The following is a 16,096-nucleotide window of genomic DNA, read 5'->3' on the forward strand; positions in this document are numbered from 1 at the left end:
TCACGCTGAAGTGAACAACGCCGGTCAGGTTTTCAGGGTGTTGGTTCAGAGCTTGCGGAAGCCGTCGACGAGTTCCTCCATGTCCCACGGTATCGGTGCTTCGAACCTCATCGTTAGATGGGTATCGGGATGGCGAAATGCAAGGAGGCGGGCGTGCAAAGCTTGTCGCGGAAACGCCTTTACCTTGCTCCTTAGCGGCTCGGGTAACCGGTTGGCCTTGGTGCGGAAAGCCTGGCCGTATTCGGGGTCGCCGATCACCGGATGGCCGATATGGGCCAGGTGGACGCGTATCTGGTGGGTGCGACCGGTCTCCAGCCGGCATTCGACCAGGCTCGCCGTGGCGAATTCCTGCTCCTGCTCGCCAAAGCGCTCGACGACGGTGAAATGCGTTATGGCATGGCGCGCATCGTCGCGGCCTTGCGGCACCACGGCACGGCGTACCCGGTCGGCGGCGCGGCCGAGCGGCGCGTCGACCGTCCCGGTCGGCCTTGCCGGTATGCCCCAGACCAACGCCAGATAGGCGCGCTCGAGATCGCCGGTCAGGCCGTGGTCGGCAAAGGCCTCCGACAACGCCTTATGGGCGCGGTCGGTCTTGGCGACGACCATGACGCCGCTGGTCTCCTTGTCGAGGCGGTGGACGATGCCCGGCCGTCTCACGCCGCCGATGCCGGACAGGCTGTCGCCGCAATGATGGATCAGCGCGTTGACCAGTGTACCGGTCCAGTTGCCGGCGCCGGGATGCACGACCAGCCCGGCCGGCTTGTTGATGACGATTAGCGCGTTGTCCTCGTAGAGGACGTCCAGCGCAATATCTTCGCCTTGCGGCGCCGCCGGTTCAGGCTCCGGCATGTCGACCGACACGCTGTCACCTTGTGCCATCTTGCGCTTCGTCTCTTCGACCTGCCTTCCGCCGATCCTGACCGCGCCTTGCTTTATCAGCATCTGCACCCGGCTGCGCGACATGTCGGGGCCGAGCCTGGCCGCCAGCCATTGGTCGAGCCGCTGGCCGGCGGCATCGGCGCCCGCCTCCAGCACGATCGGTCCGGCCCCTATTAATTGTCTGACCTCTTCGTTATGAGCGCTCATCGAAAACAGTTCCGGAATCTGCTGCCATGGCCCGGCCGCTTGCCGACGAAGACGAGGAAAAGCCACTCGACCCCGAGGTCGAAAAGGTGCGGACGAAGCTCGTTCGCTTCGTCGCCATCAATCTCGGCCTGCTGTTCCTCGCCCTTATGGTGGTGATAGCAGCACTTGTCTACAAAGCGCGCAACGCGCCGCCTGCCGCCCCGCCGTTGACCAGTGACTTCCAGGTGCCGGCAGGCGAGCCGGTCAACGGCGACATCGTGCTGCCGGTCGGCGCCAGGGTGGTCAGCCAATCGCTCTCCGGCAATCACCTTTCGATCGACGCCGAGCTGCCCGACGGCAGCCGCGCCATCTTCGTCTATGACATTACCGAGCGCCGCATCGTCGGCCGTTTTTCGATCAGGAACAAATGACCGGTTTTGCCGAACACCGCAGCATTGCCACGGTCGCGCTTGTCGTCGCAAATTATGACGAGGCGATTTCCTGGTATGTCGACCGGCTGGGTTTTGTGCTCACCGAAGATATCGATCTCGGCGGCGGCAAACGCTGGGTCACGATCACGCCGGGCAAAGGGCAGGGCGCGCGGCTGCTTCTCGCCGAAGCATCCGGCGATGCGCAAAGGCACGCCGTCGGCAACCAGACCGGCGGGCGGGTCTTTTTGTTCCTCGAAACCGACGATTTTGCCCGCGACCATACGCTGATGCTCGAAAAAGGCGTCGAGTTCCGCGAAGCGCCACGCCATGAGGCTTATGGCACGGTCGCGGTCTTCGCCGACCTTTATGGAAATCTCTGGGACCTGATCGAGCCAAAACGATAGGCTTGCAACGGATTTTTCGTCTGTGCGAGCAGTGGCCCTGAGCCTAGTTGCTTTTTCCCAGCCGTCAGCCTATATCGCCGGTTCTTGAACGCGCCCATCGTCTAGCGGTCAGGACACCGCCCTCTCACGGCGGGAACAGGGGTTCGATTCCCCTTGGGCGTACCAAGTCTCTCCAAGCTCGCGGCAAACCATCAATCCGATCCATCGCCTAGGTCGCGGCGGATTTGGCTCATTGCCGCTTCTGACGCAGCGGAGCCGATTGCATTAGTATTGCATCATGGGTCTTGCGGCACAGAATTAGCGGCGCGCAGAACGTCGCGCTGAACAGGGCAGTCGATGCCACGCGGGGAGGAGCCAGATATAGAAACTACAATCGCCAGGCGTCCATCACGCTGGTCGGCACTGCCTGGAGCCGACCTGAGCTACAGCGGCCGGCGGCGGATCGTTTTGGCGAGCTCGGCGAAGGCGCCTCTCCCTTGAAGGGTGGATGCCGGGAATACTCGGCCCTTAGCACCGGCCAGCGAAGCTGCGCGCGACGCGCATGGCTGGGCTCTAAACGCGCCATACTCCAGTTGCAGTATCGTAGTTTCTTTGCCGTTCGAACTTCTCTCATGGTTTCGCACGATACCAAGATGTGCTGCGAACGACACATCCACGGCGCGCTCAACCATTCGATCTATTCCGGCAAGCCGAAAAGTGTTTGCGCGCCTGCTATTCCTCCGAGCGGATGACTGCCCATGGCGATCATCGGCTCGGTAGTTTCTGCTTCGAACACTGTCGACGCGAGCACCGTCCGTCCCAACGGCTTGCACAACCCTTCGATGCGGCTGACAAGATTTACAGCCTTGCCGATCGCGGTGAAGTCCAACCTGCCGGCAGTGCCGATATTCCCCCAGAGTATCTCGCCGACATGCAGGCCAATGCCATATCCGAGCTCAGGGCCGCCATTGCGGCGCCGAGTTTGGTTGAGATGATCTATCCCGGCGCGCGTAGCCTTCACGGCTCGGACCGCAGCGTCACATGCGGCATTTGCATCGCGCTCGCCAATCGGGAAAATCGCGAGGACGCCATCACCTATAAACTTGAGAACCTCACCACCAAATGCGTGCACCGCGCCGGCGACGCAATCGAACCAGGCATCAAGTACCAATACGATCTCGTCTGCATCATAAACCTCGGATAGATCAGTGAAACCTCGAAGGTCCGCGCACAGAAGCGCAGCCCGTATCGTCTCTCCCTTTACTCGACGAGAATGACCGTTGAGTACATGTGCTGCACTGCGCTTTCCCAAATATGCTTCGAGCAATGCGCGTTTCGCGGACCGTTCTGCGAGTGCGGTCATCGGAGCCGCAGCAAACCGGGAGATTTGCCGCAGCAGCTCTGACTGCGCCTCATCCGGAGTATGATCGAAGGCCCACACCAAAGTCGGTGCGACACCGCCCGCTCGCTCGTCGAACATGATCGCCCGCGTCGTGCCAAGCCACTCCCGCAGCACGAGCCGGGGATCGGCATTCTGACGGTCGGCGCCTATTCCCAAAGCCTCGACCACTTCACCCCCAGGCGCTCGCCAGAGCCAGATACGGCGTGAAATGATTGGGTCGGGAGCATCCTGCGCCAGCGCGCCGGCGATGATCGGCAAGCCGTCTTCCATCAAATGCGTTGAGAGCTGCAATAGAAGTCGCCCACCGTCGCCAATATGCGCGGCGTCGTCCAGAAGGAATGAAAGCGACTTTGCGAGAAGCATCGGTAGAAGGTCACTCGGCACCGGCTTATGCTTACGCCTCGAACATCTTCTTGCAACTCCCCATATTCGCTTAAATAGCACGGTATTCGATGCGGATGTGACCTGGAGTGAGCTATGGCGGAATCGGTTTACACAGAGATTGAGGTCGCCGCGCCACAAGCGACCGTGTTCGCGCTTTTGACGGATCTGGACCAGATCGTGCGATGGATCGGGACCGAAGCGAATTTGGATGCAACGCCGGGCGGTCTGTTCCTCGTCAATGTCGGTGGTCGCCATATGGCGCGCGGTGAGTTCACCGAGGTGATCCCGGTCCACCGTCTTGCCTACAGTTTTGGCTGGGAAGACAACGAGACCGTGCCGCCCGGCTCCAGTCATGTCGAGATCGACCTGATCGCGAGGGATGCGGGGACACTGATCCGCTTCACGCACAGCGGACTGCCGAACGCAAAGGAGCGTGACAGCCACCGAAGGGGATGGGAGCACTACCTCTCAAGGCTGAAGATCACTGCCGATGGGGGACATGTCGGCCCCGACGTGCCGATGAAGAATATGTGATTTCATCTAAGGGCCGCGGATGCCCGTAATCCGAACCAGGCGCGGCATGCGTCAACGAGGCCCCTTTGACCTGCAGTCGCCAAACCGGCCGCTCGGGAAACCCAGCGACCTGCGGGCCGCCGCACCATTACAGCTGCCGGCGACGGATCGTTTCAGCGAGCTCGGCGAAGGCGTCCGCGATCCCGGTGCTGCTCTTGGCGCCTGCGTGGAGTTCTTAAAACTCAGCGCTTCTGGCGCAACGCCTCGGATTGAATTAGCATCCGTTCATCAAAGCTCCGGCCGAACTCCTACAGGATGCGGAATGCGGAGCGCAGGCGCGCGAGGCCGGGCGCGGTCACATGCCGGGCGCCGATCCAAGCGCGACTGGGCATCCGAACTTCCGTTCGGCGGCAAGACGGCGTGGCCGGGAGGAGTCAGATGCAGAAGCTGCAGTCACAAGGCGTTCATCACATCACGCTGGTCGGCGCCGGGCGTCAGACCTCGATCGATTTCTGGGAGGGCGTGCTCGGCATGCCTTTCATCTTCGAGCAGCCCAACCTCGACAAAGCCACCGAAAGCCATCTCTATTTCGATCCGGGCGATGGCCGGCTGATCACCGTCTTCACCGACGAGAGCCGCACGCCGGAGAAACGGCGCACGCCGACCGATACGGGCTGCGTGCATCACATCGCGTTTGCGGTGTCGCGCGTCACCTTCCTGCAGGCGGTCGCCCGGCTCGACGAGCGCGGCATCAAGCACAGTGGCGTCAAGGATCGCGGCTTCATGGACTCGATCTATTTCGAGGATCCGCTCGGCCTGCTGATCGAGCTCGCCTCCTACCGCTTCGAGCCGCCGGCCGGCTTCAGCCATGCCGACGTGCTGATGCAGGCGCACAAGCTGCGTGTCGCGCGCGGCGACTACAACATCGCCGAAGTGCACCTTGCCGATGCGATCCAGGCGCTGGTCGAGCGTTCGCGCACGACCTTGTCGGAGGATCGCGCACCGAAAAATCCGTACTGACGGCACGCCGAACAAAGGGAGGATATAATGGCAAAGACAGCAACCATGAGTGCAAAGAAGCCCGCGGCCAAGGCAGCCAGGCCAGGAGCGAAGCCGGCGGCCAAAGCCGCCGCCAAGTCAGCGGCGAAAGTGGCAAAGCCGGCGACGAAAGTCTCCACCAAAAAGACCGCGAAGGCCAAGGCGAAACCGGCGAAAAAGCCGGCGCTCACGCTCAGCATGCTGAAGCCGAGCGTCAACAATATGAGCGTTCGGGTGTTTGCACGCGCCGCCGGGCTCGACCATTCCGAGACCGACGTATGGGGCCTCACGCGCTCGCCCGAATACATGGCGCGAAACCCGGCCCATTTGACGCCGATGATCGAGGACAAGGGCCTGCCGAGAGGTGTCTTGTGGGAAAGCTGCGCCATCATGCAGTACCTCGCCAACAAGCACGGCCTGGAGAAACTATATCCCAAGGCGCCGGCCAAGCGGGCAATGATCGACAGTGCCATGTTCTACCTGATCGGGACGCTCTACCCCTATGTGGCGCGCGCCACCTATCCTGCACTGAATTTCCCGCAATATGCCGGCGAGGTCGGGCACAGCGACGCTCATCCCGACAAGAAGTCGGAAGCCCAGAAGGCCGCTATAGAAGCGATAGCCGAGCCGCTGGAGGTGTTTCACTCCTTCTTCAGGAACGGCAAGCCGTTCATCGGCGGCAAGGACCCGTCGATCGCCGACATCCGTCTGGCGGCGACGCTCGAGTTCCTCGCCGTCATCGACTATGCGTTGCCCCAATGGGCAAAAGACTATATGGCGGCGATCGAGAAGAAGCTCGGCAAGGCCTATGCCGAGCCGGCCGGCGACGTGCGCGGCTATATCGCCTATGTGAGGTCGCAGGCCAACGCCTGAGGCACATGCCAATAGCGGTCGTCCGCACGTCTGCAGGAGCCGGTAATGAATTGGGGATTTTTTTAATCTCCCCTGTTTGCACGATGTGGGGAGCTTAAGGTTTCGTTAACCTAAACCCTTTCTACTGAATCCACCTCCAGCCCGCGACCACGGATGTACTGGCGCGGATGGGAAGCAAAGGTCGGCTGCGCGCCGGCCTTTTGCTTATTTCAGCCCCTGCCGAAGTTGCGCCAGACGGCGTTTCACGACGCCTGCATGGCTGATGAAACGCGTCGCCGCCATCTTGTCATCGCCGCCGTCGGCCCTACCATCGAAGTTCGTCCCGTCCTCGAGGGCGGTTCAAGGACAGAGGCCCTGCCATGAAAAGCATTGCTGGAATGATCGTGATTGCAGGCGCCATGCTGGTGGGCGCAACCGGTCAATCGAATGCAGCGACGCTCAACACCATGCCCGAGGTCGGGGCTGCCATCCAAGCGTGCTGGACCCCTCCGGCGAATGCCGGGAATTCCACCGTCACCCTGAGCTTCAGCTTCAGGCGCGATGGCACGCTGATCGGCCGGCCCAAGCCGACCGCCATCCGCGTCGCCGGCGAGGAGAAGGCGCGCCAAGCTTTTGTCGACGCGGCGGTCGCGGCCGTGGACCATTGCCTGCCGTTGAGCTTTTCACCGGCGCTGGCTCAAGGCATCCCGGGCAAGGTGTTCACTCTGCAATTCAACTCGCCCAAACAAGAACAGGCTGCACCGCGAGTGAAGGCTTCGCCTTGATCTTTTCCAAAAACCGGATTCCACTTTTCGGGATCTAGTGGCGGCTTCGTCTGGCCTCGACATGTCGCGCCAGTTCCGGCATCTCGAAGACATAGTCGCTCCAGGCCGATTCCGGAATCTGGCCGGCGAGATAGCACTCCAGCAAAAGCCTCTGCTCGTGATCGAGTGGCCTTGGTGCGCGTTCATGGTCCAGCCCAAGTGAATGGAACAGATTCCTGGTCAGCCCCGCGACAGTGAAGTGGATCGACATCTTCGGTCTCCTCCTTTGGCCGCTCAACGCCGAACCTGGGGCTAAGGTTTCAGCAACGGCCGGCCGGCAACGCCGGATTGATCGCGGTGCGGAACCAGCCGCGCGCTTCAAATTTCGCCGTGGCGGGCGTCGTTGCTGCCGGTTCGTCTCAATCTTGAAATAAAAATGTAATATTGAATTCACGCGAGTGGATTTACTACACTAGAACTGAAGTCTCCGATGGTGTTGTGGTCTAATTCAATTAGGTATAACTGATTTAGCCAGCACTTATCCATAGTCGACAAAGAAATCCTGTTCTCGGTGCAACAAGGACAATGGTCGTTCCAATGACACGCTTCTGGTTCCTCACGATTCTGATGCTGGTGTCGGCAATAGCCATTGCGCTCGGGACATCCTTCTCCTACGCGGATAGCTGCGGTGCTATCAGGAGCCAATTGTTTTCGGCGGGGCGCAGCGGCGGGACCAGCCCCGAGCTTGCCCGACTGCGCCGGCAACTCGCCGCGCTTCAAAAGCTGGAGAGACAACGCCGATGCACGGCAAAAACGGCCGGCTTCTTCTTCAACCCCTGCGCCGACCTGGTCGCCAGCAAGGCGGAGGTGCAACGCCAGATCGCCAGACTGTCGAATTCGGGCAGGGACACGTCCGGATTGAAGGCCAGGTTTGTCGCGCTGGGCTGCGCCGCCCCCGCTGCCAAGAAACAGCCGGCGCAGCAGCGCACAGCACCCAAACCCCAGTTCGCAGGCACAATAATGGGCGGCAATCGGATGCTGTTTTGCGTTCGCTTGTCGGACGGATATTTCTTCCCCGCGCCAAAATCGCAGTTCGCCAAGAGCGACGATCTGAAGGAAACGGTCGATCAGTGCCGCTATATCTGCGACGATGCCGGCGTCGACCTCTACACGCTGAGCGACGCCACTCGCGAGACTGAAGAGATGGTCGCGCTCCAGTCGGGAAAACCCTATGTGGAGCTACCTGCCGCGTTCCGGTACCGCGACGACGCGAACTTCAAGGCCTGCGACGTCAAGCGCTATTATCGGCGCGTCGCCGAACTCAGGGCACGAACCGTGACACCGGCCAACATGACCAACGCCATCATTCCCTTGCCGACGGCAAAGCCGGATTTTGGCATCGTCGCGGAAATTCCTGAATCCGGGATCGAAACCGCCGGTGCCGTTCCCGCAGAGGCAAAAACGCCTGTTGCCGAGGTGCAAGGCGCCGCCCAGCATCAGCCGATCGAAACGGCGATCGGCGCGCGGCCGGTGAGAGTGGTCGGGCCGGCCTTTTTCCCGGCGGACTGATTCAGGCGGGCGATGTTCCGAGACGGCGAACTTTTGACCGGATAGCCGCTTCGAGGCGTAGGGCCGTCGACCGACGTCGGCTGGTTATTCGCAGACCATGCGGGCACGTTTGCCGGGCTCGCTGACGTTCCTGCAAGTTAGCGCCTTCGTCGGCTCCGGCGACAGCACGGGTGGGTTGTTGGTGGCCCTCCTCCGTGGCGCTGCAACGGAAGCTGCATTCCTGCGCATCGCCGGCCTTTTCGTCGTTTGCGGCGCCACTGGAAAGACGTCGGTCTCCAGTTGCGACTGTTCGGCTTGCGCCTGCGGCGAAGGCCGGTCCCAGAACCGGCGAACATCGAGCGGCTTGGGAATGATCACGGTGCCGTCATAGCTGCGAGCGCAGCCGCTTCCCAGAGGCAGCGCCAGGCACAGGAAGACAGGCAGAATCCGTCGAGACATCAGCAATACCCCTGCAAGCTTATAACGCCGCTTCGGCCTAACCGACAACCGGCGGAATAGGGCGAAGGGAGTAGATACCGTGAAGTAGAAGTCGTCGCGCTTCCCGTCGAAGGCCTTGCTCGAAGATCGAGCGCCGAGTCGGGCGCGAATGGGGATCCAGCGCGAGTTAGAAACTTGCGATTCGTCAACGCTTCCAGCGTAAGGCCATGGTGCGATCGCACCATACCAAAGCCGCGCTCAGTGGCGACAATGGGATGTTCGAAGTTCCGCTCCTCCAGTTACGGGCGGGAGCAGCGACCGCCGGCAAGAAACAGGGTCAGATTTACCCCAACGGACCTGTTTCGGCGATGGCGCGGCCATGACACGTTCTGGCTGCATGCAACGCGCTCCCGTCCGGTTTTTTTCTTTTAAAGCCGGTGGCTGCGATCGCCGAGCCGACGATGCCGGCCGGAAATCACGCAAGCTGCTGATTCCAGCGGCAAACCGCGGCCCATGCCGACAAAGCCCGCGGCCGCTCCTTCTTAACCCGGCTGGACGACGTTACCGGAGCGACATGAAACTGTCATGCGACTGTAATAATCGGGGGCTATTGGCCTCAGCGGGCGCCGGAGGAATGGCGCCGAGAGACCATATTCCGAACAGGAGCAGGCCACATGAGACATTTCATCCGCTCGGCGGCCGTTGCGATTGCAATGGCGGCGACGACCACCCTCACCCTGTCCGCCGCGCTCGCCGCGGACATCTCCGGCGCCGGCGCCACCTTCCCCTACCCGATCTATGCGAAGTGGGCCGACACCTACAAGAAAGACACCGGCGTTGGCCTCAACTACCAGTCGATCGGTTCCGGCGGCGGCATCAAGCAGATCAAGGCCAAGACCGTTACCTTCGGCGCTTCGGATGCGCCGCTCAAGGGCGACGAGCTTGAAGCGTCCGGACTGGCTCAGTTCCCGATGGTGATGGGCGGCATCGTTCCGGTCGTCAACCTCGAAGGCCTCAAGCCGGGCGAGTTGGTTCTCGACGGCCCGACGCTGGCCGACATCTTCCTCGGCAAGATCACGAGCTGGGATGACGAGGCGATCAAGAAGCTCAATCCCGACGTCAAGCTGCCTTCGCAGGCGATCGCGGTCGTTCACCGTTCCGATGGTTCGGGCACGACGTTCAACTTCACATACTACCTCGGCGACGTCAGCGCGGACTGGAAAGAAAAGGTCGGCGTCGACAAGGCCGTGGAATGGCCGGTCGGCATCGGCGCCAAAGGCAATGAGGGCGTTGCCAACAACGTCTCCCAGACCGGCGGCGCGATCGGTTATGTCGAATACGCCTACGCCAAGCAGAACAAGCTCACCCACACCGACATGATCAACAAGGACGGCAAGAAGGTCGAGCCCACCGCAGCCGCGTTCTCGGCGGCAGCGGCCAATGCCGACTGGAGCTCGCAGCCGGGCTATGGGGTGATCCTCGCCAATGAGCCGGGCGCCGAGTCCTGGCCGATGACGGCGGCGACGTGGATCCTCCTGTATAAGAAGCCGGACGACGCCGCGACCACCGGCGAAGCGCTCAAATTCTTCGCCTGGGCGTATGACAAGGGCGACGAGATGGCCGGCGAGCTGGACTACGTTCCGATGCCCGACAAGGTGGTTGAGAGCGTCAAGGCCATGTGGGCCAAGGAAGTCGTCGGCGACGATGGCAAGCCGCTCTACTCGGCTATGTAATCTCCTCCAGGGAGGGCGTCGACGGCGCCCTCCCTGTTGCCTTTAATCGCGAGGACCCAATGACCATCGCTTCCGATGCCATGCCATCATCTGCAGCAGCCCGGGCCAGGGACGCTACGGTGCGGCGCTTCGCGCTCACAGATGCCATATTTCGCGGACTCACCCGCGCTTCCGCAATCCTTGTGCTGGTCATCCTCGGCGGTGTCGCGATCTCGCTGTTTGCCGGCTCATGGCAGGCGCTGTCGTCCTTCGGCTTTTCTTTCCTGACGACTGAGAGCTGGAATCCGGTCACGGAAAAATTTGGCGCACTGGCGCCGATCTACGGCACCCTGGTGACGGCGGCCATCGCCATCCTGATCGCGGTTCCGATCGGCATCGGCATTGCGATCTTTCTCACCGAGCTCTGCCCGCGCCCGCTCAGGCGCCCGATCGGCATAGCGGTCGAGCTATTGGCCGGCATTCCCTCGATCATCTATGGTATCTGGGGCCTGTTCGTGTTCGCGCCATTCCTGCAGACGACGATACAGCCCTTCATCATCAACATCTTCCACGGCGTGCCGGGACTATCCAGCCTTTTCGCCGGCCCTCCTTACGGCATCGGCCTTCTGACCTCGGCGCTGATCCTCGCCATAATGGTGTTGCCCTTCATCACCTCGATCACCAAGGATGTCTTCGATACGGTGCCGGCGGTGCTGAAGGAATCGGCCTACGGCATCGGTTGCACGACCTGGGAAGTGACCCGGCGCGTGGTCATTCCCTATACCCGCATCGGCATCATGGGCGGCGTCATGCTTGGCCTCGGCCGGGCACTCGGCGAAACCATGGCGGTGACTTTCGTCATCGGCAACGCGCATCGCATCAGTGCCTCCCTGTTCGCACCGGGCACGACGATCTCGGCGACCATCGCCAATGAATTTACCGAGGCCGACGGCGACCTCTACACCTCCTCGCTGGTCGCGCTCGGCCTGATCCTGTTCGTCATCACCTTCCTGATCCTTGCCGCCGCCCGCTATATGCTGATGCGGATCGACGCCCGTACGGGAGCCTGACCGATGTCGACATCCTCATCGCTCCACAGCCGCCGCAAAGCCAGGAATTCGGTGATGATGGCGCTTTGCGTCGTCGCCGCCGGCATCGGACTTGCCTGGCTGGCGCTCATTCTCGGTGCGTTGGTCTATAAGGGCACAGCCGGGCTTTCGTTCGCGGTCTTCACCGAGATGACGCCACCACCGGGCGAAGCCGGCGGCCTGCTCAATGCCATCGCGGGCAGCCTGCTGATGACGATCATCGCCGTTGTCGTCGGCACGCCGATCGGCGTGCTGGCGGGAACCTACATGGCCGAGTATGGACGCTTTTCGCGCATCACCACCGTCGTCCGCTTCATCAACGACATCCTGTTGTCGGCGCCGTCGATCATCATCGGCTTGTTCGTCTATGAATTGATGGTGCGGCCAATGGGACATTTCTCGGCCATTGCCGGCGCCGTGGCGCTTGCCATCCTGGTCATTCCGGTGGTCGTGCGCACCACTGAAGACATGCTCAACCTGGTGCCGAACGCGTTGCGTGAAGCCGGTGCCGCGATCGGCGCGCCACGCTGGGTGGTGATCCGTTCGGTCGCCTACCGCGCCGCATTGTCCGGCATCGTCACCGGCATATTGCTGGCGATAGCACGCATTTCCGGCGAGACGGCGCCGCTGCTTTTCACCGCGCTCAACAACCAGTTCTGGAGCAGCAATATCAACGCGCCGATGGCCAGCCTGCCGGTGACCATCTTCCAGTTCGCTCTCAGCCCTTACGAGGAATGGCAGCAACTGGCGTGGACCGGCGCACTCATAATCACCCTGACGGTTCTGGGCTTGAGCATCCTCGCCCGCAGCCTTACCGGACGCAGAGAGGACAGATGACACAGATGTTGTCCCCAGACATGACGATGACCGAAACGGTCACCGAGAAGACGAAGATCGAGGTCAAGAACCTCAACTTCTACTACGGCCAGAGTAAGGCGCTGAAGGACATCAGCCTGTCGCTGCCCGAGCGCAGCGTCACAGCCTTCATCGGCCCTTCGGGTTGCGGGAAATCGACGCTGCTGCGCGTCTTCAACCGCATCTACGAGCTCTACCCGAAACAGACCGCCGAGGGCCAGGTGCTGCTCGACGGCAAGAACATTCTCGACCGGTCGCAGGATCTCAACCTCCTCAGGACAAAGATCGGCATGGTGTTCCAGAAGCCGACGCCGTTCCCGATGTCGATCTACGAGAACATAGCATTCGGCGTCAGGCTCTACGAGAATCTCGGCAAGTCCGAGATGGACGGCCGCGTCGAGCAAGCGTTGAAGCGGGCCGCGCTGTGGAGCGAGGTCAAGGACAAGCTAAACGCCAGCGGGTTGAGCCTGTCCGGTGGCCAGCAGCAGCGGCTCTGCATCGCGCGCACCGTGGCAGTGAAGCCGGAAGTCATTCTGCTCGACGAACCGGCTTCGGCCCTCGACCCGCTGTCGACGGCCAAGATCGAGGAACTGATCGACGAGTTGCAAGCCGACTACACGATCGTCATCGTCACCCACAACATGCAGCAAGCGGCGCGCGTGTCGCGCCAGACCGCCTTCATGTATCTGGGTGAACTGGTCGAGTTCGACCGGACTGAGAAGATCTTCACATCGCCCCGCGAGAAGCGCACGCAGGACTACATCACCGGCCGCTTCGGCTGAGCCGTTCCGATCATGCATATGAGGACAGGACCATGGGCGAACACACAGTCGCTTCTTTCGACGAGGATCTCGAGCAGATCAGTAAGCTGATCCGCGACATGGCCGACCTCGCCGGTTCGATGGTCGGCGGGGCGACCAAGGCCCTGTTGAATTCCGACAACGTGCTGGCGCAGCGCGTCGTCTCCGACGACGCCATCATGGACGCGCGTCAACGCGAACTGGACGATCGCGCCATCACCCTGATCGCCAAGCGCCAGCCAATGGCTCACGATCTGCGCCATGTCGTCGGAGCGATCCGCATGGCCGGCGACCTCGAACGCATCGGCGACCTTGCCAAGAATATCGCCAAGCGTGTGAGCGCGGTCGGCCTCAGCGTCACGCCGCGCGACCTATCGCATTCCATCGATGCGATGGCGCAGCTGGTGCTCATCCAGGTGCAGGGCGTCATCGAGGAATATGCCGCAGGCGATGCGGCCGCGTTGGCCAAGCTGCGCGCCGCCGACGAGCGTATCGACGTCAAATACACGTCCGTGTTCCGCGAGCTGTTAACCTACATGATGGAAGATCCGCGCAACATCACCGCTTGCACGCATCTGCTGTTCTGCGCCAAGAATCTCGAGCGGATCGGCGACCATGTCACCAACATCGCCGAGAATGCGTATTATGTGCTGACCGGCGAGCAATTGCCCGTCAATCGTCCGAAGCAGGACGAAACGACAATGTCCGCGCCGGTGACATGATGGGGGTGCCCAGCCGATGATCGCACCACGCATAATGGTGGTGGAGGACGAGGAGCCGTTGGGCGTGCTGCTCCGCTACAATCTCGAATCCGAAGGCTACCAGGTCGAGGTGGTGACACGCGGCGACGAAGCCGAGATCCGTTTGCAGGAAAATGTGCCCGACCTTCTGGTGCTCGACTGGATGATACCGGCGGTTTCCGGCATCGAGCTCTGCCGCAGGTTGCGCGTGCGCCCCGAAACCGAGCGGCTGCCGATCATCATGCTGACCGCGCGCGGCGAGGAGAGCGACCGGGTGCGCGGTCTTTCGACCGGCGCCGACGACTATCTGGTCAAACCGTTTTCGACGCCGGAATTCATGGCCAGGGTCAAGGCGCTGCTGCGGCGCGCCAAGCCGGAAGTGCTGTCCAGCGTGTTGAAGGTCGGCGACATCGTGCTCGATCGCGAATCGCACAGGGTCTATCGCAAGAAGAGCGAGATCCGGCTCGGGCCGACCGAATTCCGACTGCTCGAGTTCATGATGCGGCATCCGGGCCGCGTCTTCTCGCGTAGCCAGTTGCTCGATAATGTCTGGGGCGAGACGATCTACATCGACGAACGCACCGTCGACGTCCATGTCGGGCGGCTGCGCAAAGCCGTCAATAACGGCCGCATGCCGGATGTCATCCGCACCATCCGCGGTGCCGGCTATGCGATCAGGGAAGATTGACCCGCCTGGTCAGGCGACGTTCTTTCTGACGCCGGGCCTCATTTGCGCGCCCGGCGCGAAAATCTCCTGGTCGACGAAGCTTAACGCCCGCATCGCGCAGCCTTCGCGGATCAGCGGCAATTCGTTCGGCTCGGTATCGAAGGAGATCGAGCCCGAGTGCTGGCCGCCGGCGGTCTGGGCGATTGCCTTGCGCAAGGCCGGCTCGATCAGATCGAAGGCAGCGGCACTGGCGCCGACCATCGCGACCGGTGCCGGATCGATCAGCGCGAACAGCGAGCCGAGACCGAAACCCAGCGCTTCGCCGGCCTTGCGGTAGGCCTCGCGTTCCGGCCCATCCTTCTCGCGCGCGCGGGCGGCCAGCGCGCGCATGTCGGCGTCGCTGACGTCGGCGATAGGTTCGCTGTCTTCGCTCATCTGCCTGGCGTTGCGCCAGATGGCATAGTTGCCGGCATAGGCTTCGATGCAGCCGCGCCGCCCGCAACGGCAGAGCGCGCCGCCCGGACGATGGATCATGTGGCCAAATTCGCCGCCCGAGGAATGCGTCCCGGTGAACAGTTCGCCCTTCAGCACAAGCCCCATACCGATGCCATGCGAAAGCAGGATGGCGATGAAGTCGTCGCGATAGCGATCCGGATTGCGCCAGCGCAAAGCCACCGCCATCATATTGCAGTCGTTCTCCACCGTGGCCGGGATGCCGAATTCGTCCTCCAGCATGTCGGCAAAGGCGATGTCGGTCTGCGGCGTGATCGGCGACCACAGCATGGCGCGTGCAGGGGAGTCGGTAATGCCCTGAATCGCCAGGGCGATGCGGGCGACACTGCGGACGTCAAGGTCTGGGTCCTCAAGCCGGCGCCGGACGATGGCCATGCATTCGCGGATCAGCTCGTCGCGCGGCATGGTCAGCGTGTCCAGCCGGCGCTGTTCCTCGGCGACCACCTGTCCCGCATAGTCGATAATGGCGGCCGACAGGAAATTCAGTGACAACACCACGGTCAGCACCGCCGCCGCTTCCGGGTTGAGGGCGAGGCCGACCTGTGGACGACCGCGTTTCAACGAAACGGGCTCACTTGCCTTGCTCTCGGCGAGGATGCCTTCCCGTATCAGGTCGGAGGAGATCGCCGATATGGTTGAATGACTGAGGCCGGTGGTGGCTGCGATCTCCGTACGCGATGGCTGGCCGGCCCGGCGCACCGCCGAGATCACCATCGCCCGGTTGCGCCGGCGCAAATCGTCATGGCGGATTCCGACCGACATCGTTTTGCTTTCCTCCCGGTTGCCGCGGCCGCTCATGAACCGGAAGCCGTCGGTAATGTCCGACAAATAGTGTCGGATGCGGCAAATAGTGTCAGATGCAGGTGGCGCTGTCATCGTTTATTCCGACGCTCGAAAAAACTC

18 protein-coding genes and 1 tRNA gene are annotated in these 16,096 nt (G+C 62.0%); 14 read left to right on the plus strand and 5 right to left on the minus strand.

What is annotated here, in order from left to right:
- Positions 1 to 45 precede the first annotated feature (45 nt).
- Positions 46 to 1,086, minus strand: coding sequence for an RluA family pseudouridine synthase (locus NKH78_RS19440; RefSeq protein WP_352739583.1), 1,041 nt, complete (start codon positions 1,084 to 1,086; stop codon positions 46 to 48).
- Positions 1,087 to 1,112: 26 nt separating this feature from the next.
- On the opposite strand from NKH78_RS19440, the gene NKH78_RS19445 reads away from it, so the two are divergent.
- From NKH78_RS19445 to NKH78_RS19455, 3 genes are all read left to right on the plus strand, one after another.
- Complete coding sequence (locus tag NKH78_RS19445; RefSeq protein ID WP_352505016.1) at positions 1,113 to 1,496, plus strand: fimbrial protein; 384 nt, start codon at positions 1,113 to 1,115, stop codon at positions 1,494 to 1,496.
- The gene (locus NKH78_RS19450; RefSeq protein WP_352505017.1) at positions 1,493 to 1,900 is read left to right on the plus strand and encodes a VOC family protein; all 408 of its coding nucleotides are present in this window, start codon (positions 1,493 to 1,495) and stop codon (positions 1,898 to 1,900) included. The genes NKH78_RS19445 and NKH78_RS19450 overlap by 4 nt, the downstream gene beginning before the upstream one ends.
- 90 nt (positions 1,901 to 1,990) lie before the next feature.
- Positions 1,991 to 2,065: transfer RNA gene (locus tag NKH78_RS19455), tRNA-Glu, on the plus strand.
- Between the two features lie 511 nt (positions 2,066 to 2,576).
- Here NKH78_RS19455 and NKH78_RS19460 read toward each other — a convergent pair.
- Positions 2,577 to 3,644: an adenylate/guanylate cyclase domain-containing protein gene (locus NKH78_RS19460; protein ID WP_352739581.1), complete on the minus strand. Its 1,068-nt coding sequence runs from the start codon at positions 3,642 to 3,644 to the stop codon at positions 2,577 to 2,579.
- 114 nt (positions 3,645 to 3,758) lie between these two features.
- Here NKH78_RS19460 and NKH78_RS19465 point away from each other — a divergent pair, with 114 nt between their 5' ends.
- From NKH78_RS19465 to tolA, 4 genes are all read left to right on the plus strand, one after another.
- Complete coding sequence (locus tag NKH78_RS19465) at positions 3,759 to 4,199, plus strand: SRPBCC family protein (RefSeq protein WP_352739579.1); 441 nt, start codon at positions 3,759 to 3,761, stop codon at positions 4,197 to 4,199.
- A 417-nt stretch (positions 4,200 to 4,616) separates the two neighbouring features.
- A complete protein-coding gene (locus tag NKH78_RS19470; RefSeq protein WP_352687308.1) occupies positions 4,617 to 5,198 on the plus strand; it encodes a VOC family protein in 582 nt (193 codons plus the stop codon).
- A 27-nt stretch (positions 5,199 to 5,225) separates the two neighbouring features.
- Positions 5,226 to 6,089: a glutathione S-transferase family protein gene (locus NKH78_RS19475; protein WP_352687310.1), complete on the plus strand. Its 864-nt coding sequence runs from the start codon at positions 5,226 to 5,228 to the stop codon at positions 6,087 to 6,089.
- A gap of 359 nt (positions 6,090 to 6,448) precedes the next feature.
- Positions 6,449 to 6,853, plus strand: a complete 405-nt coding sequence (gene tolA, locus NKH78_RS19480; RefSeq protein ID WP_254816565.1) for a cell envelope integrity protein TolA — start codon at positions 6,449 to 6,451, stop codon at positions 6,851 to 6,853.
- A 34-nt stretch (positions 6,854 to 6,887) separates the two neighbouring features.
- Here the strand turns inward: tolA and NKH78_RS19485 are convergent, their stop codons facing one another.
- Entirely contained in the window at positions 6,888 to 7,103 is a 216-nt protein-coding gene (locus NKH78_RS19485) for a hypothetical protein (protein ID WP_254816566.1), read from the minus strand.
- A 326-nt stretch (positions 7,104 to 7,429) separates the two neighbouring features.
- On the opposite strand from NKH78_RS19485, the gene NKH78_RS19490 reads away from it, so the two are divergent.
- Complete coding sequence (locus tag NKH78_RS19490) at positions 7,430 to 8,401, plus strand: DUF2865 domain-containing protein (RefSeq protein WP_352687312.1); 972 nt, start codon at positions 7,430 to 7,432, stop codon at positions 8,399 to 8,401.
- Between the two features lie 84 nt (positions 8,402 to 8,485).
- Here NKH78_RS19490 and NKH78_RS19495 read toward each other — a convergent pair whose 3' ends face one another.
- Positions 8,486 to 8,839 (minus strand): hypothetical protein, encoded by a 354-nt coding sequence (locus tag NKH78_RS19495; RefSeq protein ID WP_254816568.1) that lies wholly within the window; start codon positions 8,837 to 8,839, stop codon positions 8,486 to 8,488.
- A 653-nt stretch (positions 8,840 to 9,492) separates the two neighbouring features.
- Here NKH78_RS19495 and pstS point away from each other — a divergent pair.
- From pstS to phoB, 6 genes are read left to right on the plus strand one after another with little or no spacing between them, the layout of a single operon-like run.
- Positions 9,493 to 10,551, plus strand: coding sequence for a phosphate ABC transporter substrate-binding protein PstS (gene pstS, locus NKH78_RS19500; protein WP_352704327.1), 1,059 nt, complete (start codon positions 9,493 to 9,495; stop codon positions 10,549 to 10,551).
- A 59-nt stretch (positions 10,552 to 10,610) separates the two neighbouring features.
- The gene (gene pstC, locus NKH78_RS19505) at positions 10,611 to 11,600 is read left to right on the plus strand and encodes a phosphate ABC transporter permease subunit PstC (protein ID WP_254816570.1); all 990 of its coding nucleotides are present in this window, start codon (positions 10,611 to 10,613) and stop codon (positions 11,598 to 11,600) included.
- A gap of 3 nt (positions 11,601 to 11,603) precedes the next feature.
- Positions 11,604 to 12,455: a phosphate ABC transporter permease PstA gene (pstA, locus tag NKH78_RS19510; protein ID WP_023720929.1), complete on the plus strand. Its 852-nt coding sequence runs from the start codon at positions 11,604 to 11,606 to the stop codon at positions 12,453 to 12,455.
- Positions 12,452 to 13,255 (plus strand): phosphate ABC transporter ATP-binding protein PstB, encoded by an 804-nt coding sequence (gene pstB / locus NKH78_RS19515; protein ID WP_254816571.1) that lies wholly within the window; start codon positions 12,452 to 12,454, stop codon positions 13,253 to 13,255. The genes pstA and pstB overlap by 4 nt, the downstream gene beginning before the upstream one ends.
- 32 nt (positions 13,256 to 13,287) lie before the next feature.
- Positions 13,288 to 13,995 (plus strand): phosphate signaling complex protein PhoU, encoded by a 708-nt coding sequence (phoU, locus tag NKH78_RS19520; RefSeq protein WP_254816572.1) that lies wholly within the window; start codon positions 13,288 to 13,290, stop codon positions 13,993 to 13,995.
- Between the two features lie 16 nt (positions 13,996 to 14,011).
- Positions 14,012 to 14,701: a phosphate regulon transcriptional regulator PhoB gene (gene phoB / locus NKH78_RS19525; protein ID WP_031212149.1), complete on the plus strand. Its 690-nt coding sequence runs from the start codon at positions 14,012 to 14,014 to the stop codon at positions 14,699 to 14,701.
- A gap of 9 nt (positions 14,702 to 14,710) precedes the next feature.
- Here phoB and NKH78_RS19530 read toward each other — a convergent pair whose 3' ends face one another.
- On the minus strand, positions 14,711 to 15,955 hold the full coding sequence (locus NKH78_RS19530; protein WP_352739577.1) for an ROK family protein: 1,245 nt from the start codon (positions 15,953 to 15,955) through the stop codon (positions 14,711 to 14,713).
- Between the last annotated feature and the right edge of the window lie 141 nt (positions 15,956 to 16,096).

The sequence above is a fragment of the Mesorhizobium sp. M0910 genome, assembly GCF_040319465.1.
Classification (GTDB): domain Bacteria; phylum Pseudomonadota; class Alphaproteobacteria; order Rhizobiales; family Rhizobiaceae; genus Mesorhizobium.